Here is a 16562-nt window from a genome sequence, read left to right on the forward strand (position 1 = left end):
CGATTCGGGGCGTGGCTTCGATCGCGACGACAAACACGTATAACACCAGACAAAAAAACTGCCGAGGAGCCCCGGCATCCGGACCGGGGAGGATGTGCTATGGCACGACAATGTGAAATCTGCGGGAAAGGCGTCCAGATGGGCAACCGCATCGAAACCCGTGGTAAGGCAAAGTACTTGGGCGGCGTCGGGACAAAAATCACCGGCATCACACGTCGCAAGTTCGTCCCCAACCTGCAGCGCGTCCATGTGACCACGCCCGAAGGCGAGAACAAATCGATGCGGGTTTGCGTCCAGTGCATCCGCAGCGGGGCGATTCGCAAGACGGTGAAGACCAAGCCGTTTGACGTCAGCGGCGTCAAATAGCCACACGTCTTGAGATATCCGCGCGTCGTCGGCGAGCGCCGGTTGCGGCTATAGCACCCGCGGCTAGCGCCACGCGGCTCACCCAAAATGGCGCTGTCCATCTAGTCCAAGCGTTCTCTGGTTCACCCTCCCGCGAGGCGGGAGGGTGAAGTGGCGAAACACGTGGTCGCTGGTCACAAATCCAAAATGAAAGTACCACTCGTGACGCATCCGGAATCCGCTGCCTCCTCAACCGAATCGATCGTCCAGGAACCTGTCTGATGGCACTCAGCGAAGACGATGTCCGCAAACTGGCTCTGCTTGCGCGGCTGGAGATTTCCGCCGAAGAGGTCAGGCACTTGGGCCCACAGGTGGAAACCATCCTGGAATTTGTCGCCAAGTTGTCTGAGCTGGACACCGAGGGCGTGGAGCCGATGACGACGGCTCTGGATGTTGACAATCGCTGGCGTCCCGATCGGGTGACGCCAGGATTGGATCGCGAGGCGGCATTGGCCAACGCTCCGTCGGCCGATGAAGAGTGCTTCCGAGTTCCGCCCGTGCTGGGCTAACTTCAGTAGAAGTTGTATTCGGAGTTCCGCGGATCGAAGTCGTCGTCGGTCAGTCCGACGTTCAACTTCAAGTTCAAGTAGTTGTATTCTTCGATCACTTCCAGCGGCTGTCCCTGGGTCAACGGCCAGTCATAGGCCACGTATCGGATCGGCATGTTCAACTGCTCGTCCATGTAGATCTTGGCCTGATAGAACGCCAACTCCGGCCGCTTGGTGGGCTGCGTGACGGTCAGCACGCGGCAGGGCCGGTCATTGATCTTCACCCCACGTTTCATCTCCGAAGCGACATCCGGCAGCTGCCGGGCCTGCTCCCCGCGTTCGATCAATTTGACCAACAAGTTTTCCAGACCGATTTCGGTCATCGGGTAGCGTTGACCTCGCATCGCCAAGGCGCCGTCGGGCGGCAGATGAACGGTGGGCAGGAACCGACCTTTGAAGCCGCCCTCGTGGGCAATCAGGTTTCCGTCGTTCTGGCCTTCGACAAACAACACCTCGCGGCCCTTGACCGCGGCCGGTTTGACAAACCCGAGGTACACGCTGAGCGGCTGAACGAGCCGGCCGTTTTCGACTTTTCGACAGCGAATCTTGGCCGTCATGTACTCATGCGGGCCCAGCGTCGAGCCCACCTTTTCGCGTTTGACCAGCAACGCAGTGTAATCGTTGACCGATTCCCGACAGACGGCCAGACTCCGGCGTGCCCGTTCCAAGGCATCGTCCAGCGGGCTCAGTTGACGGTCGTTGGCCGGCTCCAAACTGGCGGCATTGGCTACCCGGTGGACCGGTTCGACCAGGTTTGGCGGTTTTGCAAAACAGCGTGGGGTTGCGGCGGCGGCCGCGATCGAGCCAGTCACGGCGAGAAAATGGCGTCGTTGCATACCGGTTTGCTTCCTTGCGTGCGTTGGACGGCCAAAACCATCGGCCTGTTGGAGTCCTATCGCCGCTGTCCCGGTGGAAAGTTGAAGAGATTCGGGATCGAGTTTCCAATTGGGCCAACCCTCGCATCCCTTCGTTGGCCGACCATCCGATTCAATCCATTCAGCTTAAAAGGGGCGACGGCGCCCCACCGGGACACCTGCCCAGGCGTTTGAATCTGCTTGTAATCGAAATCGGGCACCGCTGACCAGAGGAATCCCACCGCTCTCCATGACGGAGATGGAAACTCGTGCGCAGGCTTTGCCAGGTCCTCTAGCGCTCACGCAGGCGGAGCCTGCAAGACAGCGGGTTCCAAGGCCGGAGCCTTGGAACCAGGGCGGTGCCCCAGCAACGCCTCGTGCCCGCGCTCCGCCCGGGTACGCACTGCAGGCTTTGCCAGCTCCTCTGGCGCTCCCGCAGGCGGAGCCTGCAAGGCAGCGGGCTCCAAGGCCGGAGCCTTGGAACCAGGGCGGTTTCCCAGCAACGCCTCGTGCCCGGGCTCCGCCCGGGTACGCACTGCAGGCTGGTTCTGCCAGTTCCTCCGGCGCGGGTGAGCGTGCGGTCGCTCCACCGGCCCGTCCCCGCCGTCGCCAAGGAGGGGCGTCAGCGGTTAGGATACGCGCCGATGCTGCGTCGGCGGCCGCGTCCGTCGCGCTCTCACTGCTCTCCTTCCCCTGTCACCGCTTCGATGTCTGGACGCCCCCACCCCCACGCCGCCCCGCTGCCCGAGCCCTCGACCATTCCGGAAAAAGGATGGCACTGCGGACACTTCCTGTATCGATTTCGCCGCGAAGCGATGCCAACGGTGTTGTCCGAACCGTGTGTCCAGCAATTCCGGCGGGCGCTCGAGCCGTCGGGGGACGCCGTCCCGGAACGTTTGGCCACCTACTGGATCAGCGGCCACGAGGCGGACTTTGCGGTGATGGTCATGGATCCCGACCCCGCCAAAGTGGATGCGATCCACCAATCCCTGACCGCGCCCCCGCTGGGTCAGTTCCTCGAACCGGTCTGGTCCTTCGTGTCGATCAGCGAAGTCAGTGAGTACGTTCCGACCATCGAGCGGTACCGGGACCGATTGATCGCCGAGGGCACGGCGCCGGACTCCGACGAGCTGACGGCCAAGGTCGCCGCGTACGAGCGTCGGCTGCCGATGATGAATGAGCAACGATTGCGACCGGAGATTCCTGACTGGCCGGCCGCCTGCTTCTATCCGATGAACAAGTCACGCGTGCCCGGTGCCAATTGGTTCACCGAACCGTTCAGTGCCCGCAACAAGATGATGGCGGAGCACGCCCAAAGCGGAATCGCGTTCGCCGGCAAGGTGTCTCAGTTGATCACCGTCGGGGTCGGCCTGGACAACTGGGAATGGATGGTCACGTTGTGGGCGCGCAATCCGGACTACCTGAAAGACATCGTCTACAAAATGCGATTCGATGTCGCCAGCGCCAAGTACGCCGAGTTCGGACCGTTCTACGTCGGTTACCAGGCCGATGCGGAAACCATCCTGAAGCACTGCCGCGTCGTTGGCGGCTAGGCACCGCAATCCCAAAACACCGTGACTTGCAGTGCAATCAGCGGCTAGGCACTAGCCGCCGGTAGAAGCGAAAGAACCCGCGGCTAGCGATAAGCGGTACACGCAAGGTGGCGCCGTTCCGTCGGCTTGAGCTGACGGCGGTGTTGCTGTCGCCGCGAAGCCGCTGCGGCTCCTACAGTCCTTCACCCTTCCGTTCCGGGACGGCGCTCACGACAGACGCTCGTAGGCCTCGCGGTACTTCGCTGCGGTCTGCCGGATGATGTCGTCGGGCAATGCCGGCGGCGGACTGTTCTTGTCCCAGCCGCATTGCGACAGCCATTCGCGGACAAACTGTTTATCGAAGGACGGCTGGGCGGCGCCGGGCTGGTAGATCGATGCGTCCCAGAACCGCGAGGAGTCCGGGGTCAACACTTCGTCGATCAACACCAATTCGTCACCGATGGTTCCGAATTCAAACTTGGTGTCGGCGATCAGGATGCCCCGGGAACGGGCGTGTCGTGATGCCCGCTGATAGATGTCCAGGCTTTTCTCGCGGAGCGCCTCAGCGGTTTCGCGGCCCAGATCGGAAATCATCCGTTGGATGGAAACGTTTTCGTCATGCCCTCGCTCGGCTTTGGTTGCCGGGGTGAAGATCGGTTCGGGCAACTGATCACACTGGCGCAAGCCCGCTGGCAGAGCTTCGCCGCAAATTTGGCCGGATTCCTGGTACTCCCGCCATCCGCTGCCTTCCAGATACCCGCGGACGACACATTCAAAGGGCACGACCTGGGCTTTCTGGACCTCCATGATCCGGCCCTCCAGTGGTCCGGTATCGAATCCGGACAACGAAGCCGGGACGTCCGTGGAAATCAGGTGGTGGCGTCCGCCCAGAAAGTCGAACCAAAAGGCACTCATCTGCGTCAACAGCCGCCCCTTGTCGGGGATTCCGGACGGCAGGATGTAGTCGAAGGCGCTGATCCGATCGGTGCTGACCACCAACAGCGTTTCACCCAGATCATACAAATCTCGCACCTTGCCGCTTTTGCGAGGCAACGGCAACTGCGTGCTCAGCAGCGCGCCGGCGGCGTCGAACTCGTACAGCGACGGCGGCGAATCGCCGTTGGCATCAAGCGTCATGGTGAAAACTGGCGGCGTGGAGTGGGAAACATGGCACCGGCAAACGCATCGCACCGGCGTTACCGATCGGTCGGCCCCAGCCTTTCCTACCCGACCAGCACCGCGCAGCCAACCCGCCCTCCTTCGGACCGTTCTGCCGATCCTCCGACCGCAAGACGACCACCCGCGGCGAAGGGGCAATCGAAAAACCGATCCCGTTCGCGGTGCACCGGCGGCACGGTCGCCCTTGTCCACCGGAACCGGTAAACTACGGCCAAAAATCGCGCCCACTCTGTTTCGAATTCCACCGGTTTTGCTGGCCCGACCTATGGGGCAATTCCATTTCGCTGTCCCATCCGAATCGACCCAGCTGTTGAAACAAACGCTGTGGAAGGATGCCTACATCTGTGGAATCGAGGGCGTGCCGTGGGAATGCAAGAACACGGTTTCCAAAGGCGTGCTGTCGATCGCTCGGCCGGTTCAAACATCGGGCAAGCTGTACCTGACGTGCCCCACCAAGGGCCTGGGCTATCGCACCTTGTCCACCTGTTCGCTGATGCCCACTGAGACTCCGCATCCGCTGTTTTTGGAACTGGCTCGGGGAAGTTGTTACCGGGCCCGGGTGCAGTCGAGCAATTGGCAGCGTGCCGGATTGGCGCTCTCGGATCGATTTGACGAACTGCTTCAGCGTGGCACCTCGCAATTTCTGGATGCCAGCGAAGCACGCGATGATCCGGACCGCTGCGCCCAATCCGCCCTGCAAGCGATCGCGACGCTGGAACAGGCGATCGCGGATTTGGGTGAATCGTTCGCAGCCCAATCGATCGCTTACCGGATTCAACGCGAACCGCAGATCGGCACGCTGCTGGCTGGCAGCCTGGTCCCGCCGGCGCCGACCCGATCGATGCTCAGCTCACGTTTTGAGTCGGCCTTCAACGCCGCCGCCGTGCGGGCCAACTGGGGACACATCGAATCCGATGCCGGACGGTTTGACTTTGACACGTGTGACCGATCGATCCACTGGTGCGCTGAGCGGGGTTTGCGAGTGATCGCCGGACCGCTGATCGATTTTCGCGCCAAGATGATGCCACCGTGGATGTACCTGATCGAAGACAATTTCGAATCGTTTGTCCAATCAGCCACGCAGTATGTGGAGCGAACGGTGCAGCGTTATCGCGGTTCGATCCACCTGTGGAATTGCGTCTCCGGACTGAACACGCCCGGCCCCATCAAAATGGATGACGAACAGGTCATGCGGTTGGCCGTCGCGGTGTTGCAAACGGTTCGCCGCGCCGATCCGAACACGCCGGCCATCGTGTCCTTTGATCAGCCGTTTGGTGAATACCTGGCCCGATACCGGGACGCGATTTCACCGCTGCACTTCGCCGACGCGCTGGCCCGCAGCGGACTGGGAATGGCCGGCGTCGGACTGGACGTTCGGCTGAACTACACCAGCGACGCGACGCTGCCGCGATCCTCGGTCGACTTCGGACAGATGATCGATCGCTGGGGAACGTTGGGGCTTCCCATGCTGGTCCAGTTGACCGTCCCTGGTGGCAGCGGCGAGGATGAAAAGGCGTTGGTGCGAGACAAAACACTGACCGCCAGTGAGAACAAACAAGAGATGTCCGCCAATCAACTTCGCATCGCCGGACCGCTGATCCGCACGCTGCTGGCCAAGCACATGGTTCACGGAATCGTCTGGGACGGCTGGGCGGACAACGAACCGCACGTCCAAAGCCACTCGGGTGTGATTGACGCGGTCGGAACGCCCCGCCCGCTGTTGGACTACCTTGAACGACTTCGCAAAGATTTCTTGACCTGACCCGTCCTCCCACGCCCCCGTTTCCACCAAGGAGATCTCCATCATGCGATGTTTCATCACCCAGCATCTCAACGCGTCCGGTCCACAGGGCAGTGTTCCGCAGAGCAGTGTTCGACAGCTTAGCCGCATGCTCGCCGCGTCCCTGTTGGCGGGAAGCCTGGTCGCGGGAAGCCTGGTCGGGGGCCCGGCGATGCGGGCGACCGCCCAGGACGCGCCATCCAGCATTCAGCCGACCGGCAAGGTCGAACTGGTCCAGGACGGATTCGAGTTCACTGAGGGTCCCGCGTGGGATGAAGTCAACAAGACGCTGTATTTCTCCGACATTCCGGCCAACAAAATTCATCGCCTGGCAGCCGACGGTTCGTTGACAACCTTCACCGACCAATCCAATCACAACAACGGCATCTTGATCACTACCGACGGCCGCATCCTGGGCTGCCAAATGGATGGCCAAGTGGCGATTTATGATGCGAAGACGGGATCGTCGACGACCGTGGCGGGAACGTACGAGGGCAAACGGTTCAACGCACCCAATGATTTGGTGGCCGACTCGGAAGGCGGCATTTACTTCACCGATCCGCTGTTCCGCGCCCCGCAACCGCTGCCGCAGGACGTTCAAGCCTGCTACTACGTTTCGCGCGACGGAGATGTCCGGCGCGTCACAGAGGGGCTGCCGGCGCCCAACGGCATCGGCCTGTCACCCGACGGCAAGCACCTTTACGTTTGCCCCAGCCAACAAGCCGAAATGTTGGTCTACGACGTGTCGCAACCAGGTCGGCTGTCCGAGCCGAAAACGTTTTGCACCCTGGCGCAACCCGACGGCAAAACCAACACGGGTGCCGACGGCATCACGTTGGACGAAAAAGGAAACGTGTACATCACCAGCAACCTTGGCGTCCAAATCTTTTCACCGGCGGGTGAACCGCTGGGCCTGGTTTCCTTTCCGCAACAACCGGCCAACGTTTGCTTTGGCGGTCCGGAATGGAAAACGATGTACGTGACCGCACGGACCGCCGTCTACCGCGTCGAAATGCCGATCGCCGGTCTGCACTAGCGATCCCGTTTCGGCATACCTGTCAGCCGATTGCCTTTCTTCACTCCTGGCGACCGCTCGGCGGTCGCCACACGCCCGCACGATCACCACCATGCTCACCACGCCATTTGACCCCGCCCACCTGTCCGAAAGTGTGTTCGCCGTTCCGCCGCTGGCGCGCAACGAGGTCGGACAAGTCTGCGCCGTCGAGAACCAGAAGATCATTCAGTTTCTGGAAGCCGGCGGAGTCCGGTCGCTGCTGTACGGTGGCAACGCGGTGTTCTATCACATGAAACCGTCGGAATACGCCGCCACGTTGCGGCTGCTGGCCGATGCAAGCTCCGACCAGACCACGGTAGTTCCGTCGATCGGACCGTCCTATGGCCTTGCGGCCGACCAGGTGGAGATGCTCCGCGGGTTTGACTTTCCCACGGCGATGCTGCTGCCCTCTCGAGACGTCGTCGATCCGCAAGGGATCGCCAGCGGGATCCGCCGATTGGCCGAACGCTTGGGCAAGCCCTTGGTGGTGTACCTGAAATTCGATCGCTGGCTGGAACCGTCCCTGATCGAAGCGTTGCACCGTGACGGGGCGATTTCCTGGATCAAGTACGCGGTCGTTTTGGATGACCCCAGCCAGGACGATTATCTGCGGGAAGTGCTGGACGTGTTTCCCTCCGAGCGGGTGGTCAGCGGGATCGGTGAACAGCCGGCAATTGTCCACTTGCGTGACTTCGGCGTGGAAGGATTCACCAGCGGGTGTGTCTGCGTGGCGCCCGAACGCAGCATGGCAATGCTGCGTGCCATTCAAGACGGCGACTTCGACACCGCGGAATCCATCCGCCAATGGTTCCAACCCTTGGAAGATCTGCGAAACCACTACAGCCCGATCCGAGTCTTGCACCACGCGGTCCAGGAGGCCGACATCGCGACGACCGGTCCGATCCTGCCGATGTTGAGTGACTTGGACGAGGAAGTGGTCGGCCAGATTCGGAACGTGGTTCAATCGATGCGGTCACATCAGGCGTGACGCAACCGGCATCCATGACCATCAAGCATCGACCATCAATCATCGATGGTGGCGGTGGCCATGGCGTGGGTGCGACTGATGTGCACGATTGCGGCGATGGCGGTGATCTGGATCACGGCAATCATCAGCGGTGGCGTGGTGCGAAGCTTCAAGAAGCAGCGACGAATCCAACTGGGCTCCAGACGCTGCTGACGCTCCATCCAGGATTCGATCGATTGCGGTCGACTGTTTGGCGGGGCGGTCCACAACGATGCGTCTTCCCAGCCGTACTTCGTGCGACGCAGACCAGATGGAATCGCGGCATCCGAATCGGACGTCGTGACGAATCGGCCTCGTTCGTTTTCGAAGCGTTCCGGCGGGGAACAACCGGCAGCCGCCAGCAGACATACCAGTCCAACGGCCCACGCAGCGCGGAAGATGCAATGTGGATTCATGCCGGGGACGAATTGCACATCGCGTACCCGGAGGACCAGCGATACCGCAAACGAAGTTGCAACCTCGCTGGTGCGATGCACCTAAAACCAGTCCCCGAACCCGGAAAAAGAGCAGTTCGATTGCCCTCATCGGCCTTCGCCAAGGCCGCACCCCCGAACAGGAAAAATCCGAACGACCGGTTTCACCACGGGTCAAGTTGCCTTTTTGCAACACGCGACCGCATCCGACGTTGCCGTTTGTCAACGTCGACGGCCACAGCCATCGGGCCCCACCCGGGACACCCTTCGCCTGTCCGGCTGCCGTCTCAGCGTGCTTCGGCCGCAGCCAGTTGAACGCCTTCCGGCTGCGACGACCGTGGCTGACGCGCTTCATCGATCAAAGACGTCAGGAAGTCCCGGGATTGCACGTAGTCCTCCGGTTCATACTGGTGCATCCTGGATCTCAGTTCCTGTTTGACCCGCGCGATCCAGTCTCGCATGGGAAGGAAATGATCCGGATTGATCTGTCCGTGCACCTGGCGTTGGTAGAACACCTCGTCAATCGGCTGTCGAGCCTTGGCGAAGTGGCTCGTCTGCAGCAGCAGCGGCCAACGCACCTGACCGGTGGCCGGATCGACCGGCCGCTCGATGACCGGCGGATCGAAGCGATGAGCCGCCAATTTGGCTTCGCGAATCAGCCGGCCGCGTTCATGCAGATGGCCAAATCGGTAGTCGCGATTGATGCGTTTCTTTTCCATCCGGGTCAGTTGATACTGCACACTGTTTTCCATGACCTCGCGGTCGGCATAGGCATGCTGAATCCGTGCCTGGCCGTACTCCGTCTGGGCTTGCGCGTTCAGCAGGTTCGCCGATGCGAGCGCTCGGACCCACGTGGCGGCCGCGTACAGGGGCTGGGTGGCGTAGGCACTTCCGTAGCCTCCATAAGCACCGTAGCCGTAGCCGCCAGCGACCCCGTACAAGGGGATTCCGCGCGAGTGATAGCGGGCCGCATTGCAAGAGCTGCTCGAAAGGCTCGGATACCGACGGCAGGTTGATTGAGCGGAAGCTGTCTCGGCAGCGAAGACCGAGAATGCCAGGCAACCGGCGACAAGCCAGCGAAATCGAAATGACGTGTTCATTTGTAGAGTCCCCCGAGTCCCCATGGAACGCGTGTCAGCGGTTGAATCTTTTTGCTCCTACTTCAAGCGGGACTCGCTGCGGGATGTGACGAGAAAATGACGAGGTTTCTGGGCGGACACGTTTGACCCATTGGGAAGCGGCTCGCCGGCGAGTCAGAAAGCGCAGGAGCGCAAAAAAAAGCGGGAGCCGAAGCTCCCGCTTTTTGCGGTTGGTGCATAGGTTCCGGGGCGCCGGGGCGCCGCAGCGGACCGAGGATCAGTTCCCGGTGGGGAACAGCGGACCTTCGCCGCTTCCCAGACCACCCTTAAGGTCGCCGTCTTGGCTGGGAACTTGACCGGTTTCGGCCGCTTCGGCCTCGGCCGCGGCACGTTCCTGTTCTTCGCCCCAGTCGACACGTTTGAGCGACAGGCCGATCTTGCGTTCGTCGGTGTCCACGCGAAGCACCTTGACCTCGATCTCGTCGCCAACTTTGACCACTTCTTCGGGGTTCTCGACTTTGTGTTCGGCCAATTCGCTGATGTGCAGCAAACCTTCCAGACCGTCTTCCAAACCGATGAAGACACCAAAGTTGGTGATCTTGGTGACTTGGCCTTTGACCAATTGGCCGGGCTGGTACTTGTCCGGAATGTCGCCGTCCCAGGGGTCGTTGTCCAATTGCTTCAGACCCAGGGCGATTCGGCGACGCTGTTCGTCAACGCTCAGCACGCGGCACTTCAGTTCCTGGCCTTTTTCCAACAGTTCGCTGGGATGCCCGATCTTCCGGGTCCACGACATGTCGCTGACGTGCAGCAAGCCGTCGATCCCTTCCTCCAGTTCGATGAAGGCCCCGTAGTTGGTCAGGTTGCGGACCTTTCCGGTGACATCGGTGCCCTCGGGGTAGCGATCCAGAACGTCGTCCCACGGATTCTTTTGGGTCTGTTTCATGCCCAGGGACAGCTGCTGGCCTTCGGGGTCGACGCCCAGGATCTTGACTTCGATCTTGTCGCCGATGTTGACCAATTCGCTGGGGTGATTGACCCGCTTGGTCCAGCTCATCTCGCTGATGTGGACCAGACCTTCGATGCCCGGTTCCAGTTTGACGAAAGCACCGTAGCTCATCACGTTGACGACTTCGCCCATGTGGTTGGAGTCGACCGGGTATTTCTCCTCGATGTTCTCCCACGGGTTGCGGTCTTTTTGCTTCAGACCCAAAGCAATCTTTTGCTTTTCGCGGTCGATGTGCAGCACCTTGACTTCGATTTCCTGGTCGATGGAAACCATCTCGGTGGGGTGGGAGATTCGTTCCCAAGCCATGTCGGTGATGTGCAACAGGCCGTCGATGCCGCCCAGGTCGACGAAGGCACCGAAGTCGGCGATGTTCTTGACGATCCCTTTGCGGATCTGCCCGACTTCCAGTTCCTGCATCAGGTAGGCGCGGTCTTCTTCCCGCTGGTTCTCGATCAAGGACCGCCGGCTGATGACGATGTTTCGGCGGGTGTCGTCGATCTTCAAGACTTCGGCCTGGATCACGCGGCCGATGAAATCGCCGATGTCGCCGGGACGACGGATGTCGACTTGGCTGCCCGGCAGGAAGACGTTGACGCCGATATCGACCAGCAAGCCGCCTTTGATTTTTCGAATGACCGTCCCGGTGACCACCTGGCCTTCGCCGATGGTCTCGATGATCTTTTCCCATTCGATGATCTTTTCCGCTTTGCTTTTGCTAAGCGCGATCATTCCGTAGGGGTCATCGGCGGCACCGAGCTCGTCTTCCATTTCCTCGATCAGGACCTGGACGACGTCACCGACCTTCGGCTTCGCCTCTTCGGGGCCCCATTCGTTCAGATTGACGGTGCCTTCACTTTTGAAGCCGACGTCAATCAGGGCCCATTCGTCATTGATTTCGACAATCCTGCCGTCGACGATCCTTCCCTGGTTGTAGTCCTGCTGCTCGGCGTGCTGCAGAAAATCGAGCAGCCAATCTTCCGTTTCCTCCTCTGGCGCCAAAACGGCCAGATCGTTGAGCATGTCGTCGTCTTCGAGGGAACGGATCAGATTGCGGTTGACCATGAAATTTTCCAAGTGGAATCGGCCGACAAATCGGCAAAGCAAGCCGGGGCGGTAGAGAACACGCCGTGGCGAAGAATCAATCGCCGTGGAACGCTCCGCACTGTTTGCGGTCTACTGCTCGTACGCGACAGATTCTGGGGTTGGAGGATTGAAACGCCTTTCCGCTGCGAACCGTGCCGGGTTGAATCGAAGGTCACGGTGACGACGCGTGTCGAAAGAAAATCACGCATCGGGGCAGGGGTCTGAGCGACGCGCTCAGAAGGTTTAGCCCGGAAAGGTAACAGAGGTCCGGAGTCCCCACAACAGCATTTCCGCCGGATTTACGCGATCTTGGGCGGCTAACGCAAGATCGGCTGGGCGAGTAAACTGCCTTGCGTTTGCTCCCTCGAAACCACTTCGTCCGCCAGTCCGCTTTTCATGTCCGATCCGAACGTCTCCCCCTCTGCAGCCAATCCGTCTGCCGCCGCCAGCCCCGCCCCCCTCCGCGTGGCCATCGGAGGCGATCACGCCGGGTTCCCGCTCAAGCAGGTCGTTTCCGACTACTTGCAGACGACTCCGGACGCCACGCTGGTGGGAAAGGTCATTGATTGTGGCGCCAACAGTGCCGAGCGGTCCGACTACCCGGACTTTGCCATCGCGGTCTCCCGCCAAATCGTCCAGCAGCAGGCCGACCGCGGAATCCTGATTTGCGGCAGCGGCGTCGGCGTCAGCGTGGCCGCCAACAAGATCCCCGGCATTCGGGCCGCCATCTGCCACGACACCTATTCGGCGCACCAGGGCGTCGAGCACGACGACATGAACGTGTTGTGCATCGGGGGACGAATCATCGGCAGCGAGCTGGCCCTGGAGATCATTCGCTCTTTTCTGGCCGCACGCTACACTCCGGGAGAACGACACCAGCGTCGGCTGGACAAAGTGCTTCAAATCGAGCAGCAGGGACGCGCCGCCTTGGATTGACGCCCACACCCGCGGTCCCTGATTCTCTTCCAATCGCCAACGTCCCCGATTCAAACAGCTATCTCCGATGGAAATCCTGGGCGGACCTTTTTTCGCAGTCGCGGGAGCCGGTGAATCGCACGGACCGGCAATCACGTCGATCGTGTTCGGCTGCCCGGCGGGTCTGATGCTCCGCCGCGATCAGATCCAGCCGTTTCTCGATCGCCGCCGCCCCGGAGGCAACAAGCACGGCACCCCGCGCAACGAGAAGGACAAGGTCGTCCTGCTCTCGGGGCTGTATCAGAACGATCACGGCGCGCTGCTGGGCGGCTCGAACGTCACCGTCGAAGTTGACGGCGCTTCGTTCCAGACCGAAGGCTATGAAGCCGGCTACACGACCGGTGAACCGATCGCCGCCATGGTGCTCTCAACGAGCAAAAAGTCGGGCGACTACACCCAATTCGTCGGTCCCAAAGGTCAGGTCCGCCCCGGCCACACCGATTTGGTGAAATTCCACAAGTCCCGCGGCTTCGTCGACGTGCGAGGCGGCGGGCGAAGCAGCTATCGGGCGACCATCACCGACGTGATCGGCGGCAGCATCGCACGCTTGTTTCTTAACCAGACGTTCGGGACCGTCCTGCTATCGTCGATCGACCGCGTCGGACCGCTACGGGCCAAGGTGTCCCTGGCAGACCGTTGCCAGGCGTTGATGGAATCCGCCGATTCGCTGCACGTTGATGCGGCCAGCCTGCAGAAACTGGAGACGGAGTTGATGTCGGCGGAGATCCCGTCGGCCGACCCCGCATTCGCCGACGAAGCCGCCGAGCTGATCAAACAGACTCGCAAGGAGGGTGATTCTCTGGGAGCCCGTGTGGAGGTCGTGGCCGTCAACGTCCCGCCGCTGCTGGGTGATCCGCTGTACCAAAGTCTGAAAGTCCGCGTGATGGGCGTGCTGGGCGGATTGAACGCGGTCCAGTCCTGCGAAGTCGGAGCGGGCATCGACGTCATCGGTCGGACCGGCAGTGAAAACAACGACGCCATCCGACGCTCCGGATACGTCAGCAACTCCCACGGCGGACTGATCGGGGGCGTCACCACCGGAATGCCGCTGGTGTTCCGCGTCGGCTTCAAGCCCACCTCCACGATCAACAAGCCTCAGAAATCGGTCACCAAAGATTTGACCGAGATCGATTTCGAGCTGGAGAAGGGACGCCACGACCCCTGCGTCGGAGTCCGCGCCGGCGTGACCCTGGAATCACGCGTCGCCATCGAACTGATGAACGCCGCGCTCAGCCAACGTGCCCAGAGCCTGGGCGAGGGGCTGCCCAGCCTGTTCTGATCAATCTTTTTGAGCAACTTTGGCTTTCCGCCGTCTGGCGACGGCAGCTACGGCGACCCTTGAAAGTAGCCACGCTCGCCAGAGTGTGGTCTTCGCTGCGGCGCCGCCGTCTGGCGACGGCAGCTACGGCGACCTCTTGAAAGTAGCCACGCTCGCCAGCGCGTGGTATTCGCTGCAGCGCAACCGTCTGGCGACGACAGCGACGCGGACCTCCTGATTCACGCGCAAAAAAACGCAGTGCGTTTCAACGAACACACTGCGTTACTTTTCGCTCGCGAGCATGGATCACCATGCCAAGTGATCACCGGCATGAGATCCCTTCGCCGTGGTCGATGACCGACCCGGCTTCAGCGACGCACGCTTAGCGGTCGCTGCGATAACTGACTCGCTCCGACGATTCCTCTTGGTCGCCTTGGTTGCCAGCGGATGCCGATTGGTTCTGCGGCATGCGGAATCGCTTTTGGTCGTCGGGCCGCGGTAGTTCGACGGTCTCGCCGTCGTTGCGGACCTGCTCGGCAATCATCGCGGGTGTCCCGTTGATTCGACCAGGACGGACCAGCAATGAAACCCGGTCACCATTTTCAAGATCCAGGGAATTCAGCTTGGAAACCGGACCAAGATTGACCAGTTCGCTCTTTCCGTTGACCAGCCGGACGCGGGCCACCACGTGACGTTCGTCTTGACCTCGGAACTTGGCTTTTCGCGATTGCAGGACTTCGCCGCGCACGCGTTTCAGAAATCGGCTGGAAGGCAATTCGACAGACACGTTGTCGCCACCGGAACTCACTTTCTGAGCCATCAGGACGGTCTTTCCGTTGATGCGTCCACGTTCGCCCTGAACGGACACTCGATCACCCTGCTGCAGGTCCAACGGCTTCAGCTTGGACGCCGGTCCCAGACAAACTTTTGCGGTCCGCCCGTCGTCGGTTTTGACCCGGGCGATGACCTGTTTGCCGTCGATGCCGGCAAAATCTTCCATCCGCTTTTCCACGATCTTTCCCTCGACCGACTCACTGCGCTGCTTGGCATTGGCCGTTGAATCCGTCGAACGGTTCATCGCGGTATAGCTTTCTTCGTTGCTTTGGCCATTGCGTCCGTTCCAGCGGGAGTTTTGGTCCTGTTGCCCGCGGTCCTGTTGCTGTCGTGCCTGCCGGTTGGCCTGACGATTAGCTCGATTCCGACTGTCTTGCCGTGCTCGTTCCAAGTCGTAGACGTAGATCGACTCGATCGACTCGTACTGACCGTCGTTGTCGTAATCGGCGGCGATGCGAACCCATCCAGCGGGCTCCAGATTCATCTCCGCGTTGCGGCTCGATCCGTCGCCACGGCGTGAATCGGACATGCCGCGCTCTCCCGAGTCCCGACTCATCTTCCGATCGGTCGACCTGCCGTCATCACGATCATTGCGATTCGACTGATCGCCCCGCTCGTTGCGATTTCCGTCTCGATACGAGCTCATGCGACGATTCCGTTCGCTGCGATCCGTCTCAGACGAGTTTGATTCGGATGTCTGGGAGTGCAGCTCTTCCCAGTAATCATCGCTGTCGGAACCGTGGTTATGACCAGTGCTTTGGCCGGTGCTCGATTGACCGTTGGAATGCTGATCCGACGAATGCTGATGCTCTTGTGCAAAACCAGCGACCGGAAGTGAAACCAAGCCGGCGGTCAAAAGTGCCATCAATGGATGTCTTGTTCGTTGATTCATGTTGTCTCTCCTTCATTAGTGATTGATCGTTGTCAATTCCTTCACCGCCTCCGGTGGCGGCGAAGGTTCATGTCGCGGTTACCGCGCGTCGTACCAAGCATCGAAGCCCGGCGACTGGTCGAACCAGTCGGACGTGAAGTAGCCGCGGCGATTCTGGTCCCGGTACGAATCGCGATCTCGGCGAGGTTGCTCTTCGTAGTAGTCATCCGCGGAGGCGAACTCGTCGTTGTCGTAGTATTCGCCGTAGTAGTCATCGTCGTAGTTGCCGTAGTAACTGTCGTACGCGTCTTCGTACGAGACGTCGTCATCGTTTCCAAACCAGTCACTGGGGTCGTACCATTCTTCTTCGTGGTATCCGTAACCCGGTTCCCACTCGTACTGCTGTGCGGTTGCGGTCTGAGCCGACAAAGCCAGCGGAACCATCAACGCGGCGACGGCCGCGCAACTCTTTACCAGGACTTGGACGTTTGGCGCGTGGGTCAACATGCTTGTCTTGCTGGATCGGTTCTGCATGTGGAACCTCCTTTGTTGTTCGGTAGTTTTGCGGGGAATTCAGTCGATGCGGGTGGAACCAAAAGGATCCCTTTGCACGTGCATCGGTCCGACACAACGAAAGGGTCGCAAAGGCCATGCCCGAATG

Annotated in this window: 15 protein-coding genes; 8 read left to right on the forward strand and 7 right to left on the reverse strand. The window is 60.7% G+C overall.

All coding sequences use genetic code 11. The features are described from left to right. Positions 1-99 precede the first annotated feature (99 nt). Entirely contained in the window at positions 100-366 is a 267-nt protein-coding gene (gene rpmB, locus FYK55_RS07410; RefSeq protein ID WP_150075734.1) for a 50S ribosomal protein L28, read from the forward strand. Between the two features lie 260 nt (positions 367-626). Continuing rightward, a complete protein-coding gene (gatC, locus tag FYK55_RS07415) occupies positions 627-914 on the forward strand; it encodes an Asp-tRNA(Asn)/Glu-tRNA(Gln) amidotransferase subunit GatC (protein ID WP_150075735.1) in 288 nt (95 codons plus the stop codon). Positions 915-916: 2 nt separating this feature from the next. Here gatC and FYK55_RS07420 read toward each other — a convergent pair whose 3' ends face one another. Beyond that, the gene (locus FYK55_RS07420) at positions 917-1789 is read right to left on the reverse strand and encodes a DUF1571 domain-containing protein (RefSeq protein ID WP_150075736.1); all 873 of its coding nucleotides are present in this window, start codon (positions 1787-1789) and stop codon (positions 917-919) included. A gap of 725 nt (positions 1790-2514) precedes the next feature. On the opposite strand from FYK55_RS07420, the gene hemQ reads away from it, so the two are divergent. After that, positions 2515-3360, forward strand: coding sequence for a hydrogen peroxide-dependent heme synthase (hemQ, locus tag FYK55_RS07425; RefSeq protein ID WP_201743645.1), 846 nt, complete (start codon positions 2515-2517; stop codon positions 3358-3360). 207 nt (positions 3361-3567) lie between these two features. On the opposite strand, the gene FYK55_RS07430 is transcribed toward hemQ, so the two are convergent. Then, positions 3568-4476: a phosphoribosylaminoimidazolesuccinocarboxamide synthase gene (locus FYK55_RS07430; protein ID WP_150075737.1), complete on the reverse strand. Its 909-nt coding sequence runs from the start codon at positions 4474-4476 to the stop codon at positions 3568-3570. A gap of 352 nt (positions 4477-4828) precedes the next feature. Here FYK55_RS07430 and FYK55_RS07435 point away from each other — a divergent pair, with 352 nt between their 5' ends. From FYK55_RS07435 to FYK55_RS07445, 3 genes are all read left to right on the forward strand, one after another. Then, positions 4829-6280: an endo-1,4-beta-xylanase gene (locus FYK55_RS07435; protein WP_235908492.1), complete on the forward strand. Its 1452-nt coding sequence runs from the start codon at positions 4829-4831 to the stop codon at positions 6278-6280. Positions 6281-6323: 43 nt separating this feature from the next. Next, positions 6324-7334 carry an SMP-30/gluconolactonase/LRE family protein gene (locus FYK55_RS07440; protein ID WP_150075739.1) on the forward strand — a complete coding sequence of 337 codons (1011 nt, stop codon included), beginning with the start codon at positions 6324-6326 and terminating at the stop codon, positions 7332-7334. A gap of 91 nt (positions 7335-7425) precedes the next feature. After that, positions 7426-8340 carry a dihydrodipicolinate synthase family protein gene (locus tag FYK55_RS07445; RefSeq protein WP_150075740.1) on the forward strand — a complete coding sequence of 305 codons (915 nt, stop codon included), beginning with the start codon at positions 7426-7428 and terminating at the stop codon, positions 8338-8340. Positions 8341-8375: 35 nt separating this feature from the next. Here the strand turns inward: FYK55_RS07445 and FYK55_RS07450 are convergent, their stop codons facing one another. The 3 genes from FYK55_RS07450 to FYK55_RS07460 all read right to left on the reverse strand — a co-directional run bounded on the left by FYK55_RS07450 (position 8376) and on the right by FYK55_RS07460 (position 11942). After that, positions 8376-8855, reverse strand: coding sequence for a hypothetical protein (locus FYK55_RS07450; protein ID WP_150075741.1), 480 nt, complete (start codon positions 8853-8855; stop codon positions 8376-8378). Positions 8856-9079: 224 nt separating this feature from the next. Further along, a complete protein-coding gene (locus FYK55_RS07455; RefSeq protein ID WP_150075742.1) occupies positions 9080-9892 on the reverse strand; it encodes a hypothetical protein in 813 nt (270 codons plus the stop codon). A 256-nt stretch (positions 9893-10148) separates the two neighbouring features. Then, the gene (locus FYK55_RS07460) at positions 10149-11942 is read right to left on the reverse strand and encodes a 30S ribosomal protein S1 (protein ID WP_150075743.1); all 1794 of its coding nucleotides are present in this window, start codon (positions 11940-11942) and stop codon (positions 10149-10151) included. A gap of 417 nt (positions 11943-12359) precedes the next feature. Here FYK55_RS07460 and rpiB point away from each other — a divergent pair, with 417 nt between their 5' ends. Both rpiB and aroC read left to right on the forward strand, forming a co-directional pair. Beyond that, a complete protein-coding gene (gene rpiB / locus FYK55_RS07465) occupies positions 12360-12899 on the forward strand; it encodes a ribose 5-phosphate isomerase B (RefSeq protein ID WP_150075744.1) in 540 nt (179 codons plus the stop codon). 67 nt (positions 12900-12966) lie between these two features. Next, positions 12967-14217 (forward strand): chorismate synthase, encoded by a 1251-nt coding sequence (gene aroC / locus FYK55_RS07470; RefSeq protein WP_150075745.1) that lies wholly within the window; start codon positions 12967-12969, stop codon positions 14215-14217. Between the two features lie 361 nt (positions 14218-14578). Here the strand turns inward: aroC and FYK55_RS07475 are convergent, their stop codons facing one another. Together FYK55_RS07475 and FYK55_RS07480 are read right to left on the reverse strand one after the other, a co-directional pair. Beyond that, positions 14579-15676, reverse strand: coding sequence for a hypothetical protein (locus tag FYK55_RS07475; protein ID WP_150075746.1), 1098 nt, complete (start codon positions 15674-15676; stop codon positions 14579-14581). A gap of 324 nt (positions 15677-16000) precedes the next feature. Continuing rightward, positions 16001-16435, reverse strand: coding sequence for a hypothetical protein (locus FYK55_RS07480; protein ID WP_150075747.1), 435 nt, complete (start codon positions 16433-16435; stop codon positions 16001-16003). Between the last annotated feature and the right edge of the window lie 127 nt (positions 16436-16562).

The organism is Roseiconus nitratireducens (assembly GCF_008629675.1).
Taxonomy (GTDB): Bacteria; Planctomycetota; Planctomycetia; order Pirellulales; family Pirellulaceae; genus Stieleria; species Stieleria nitratireducens.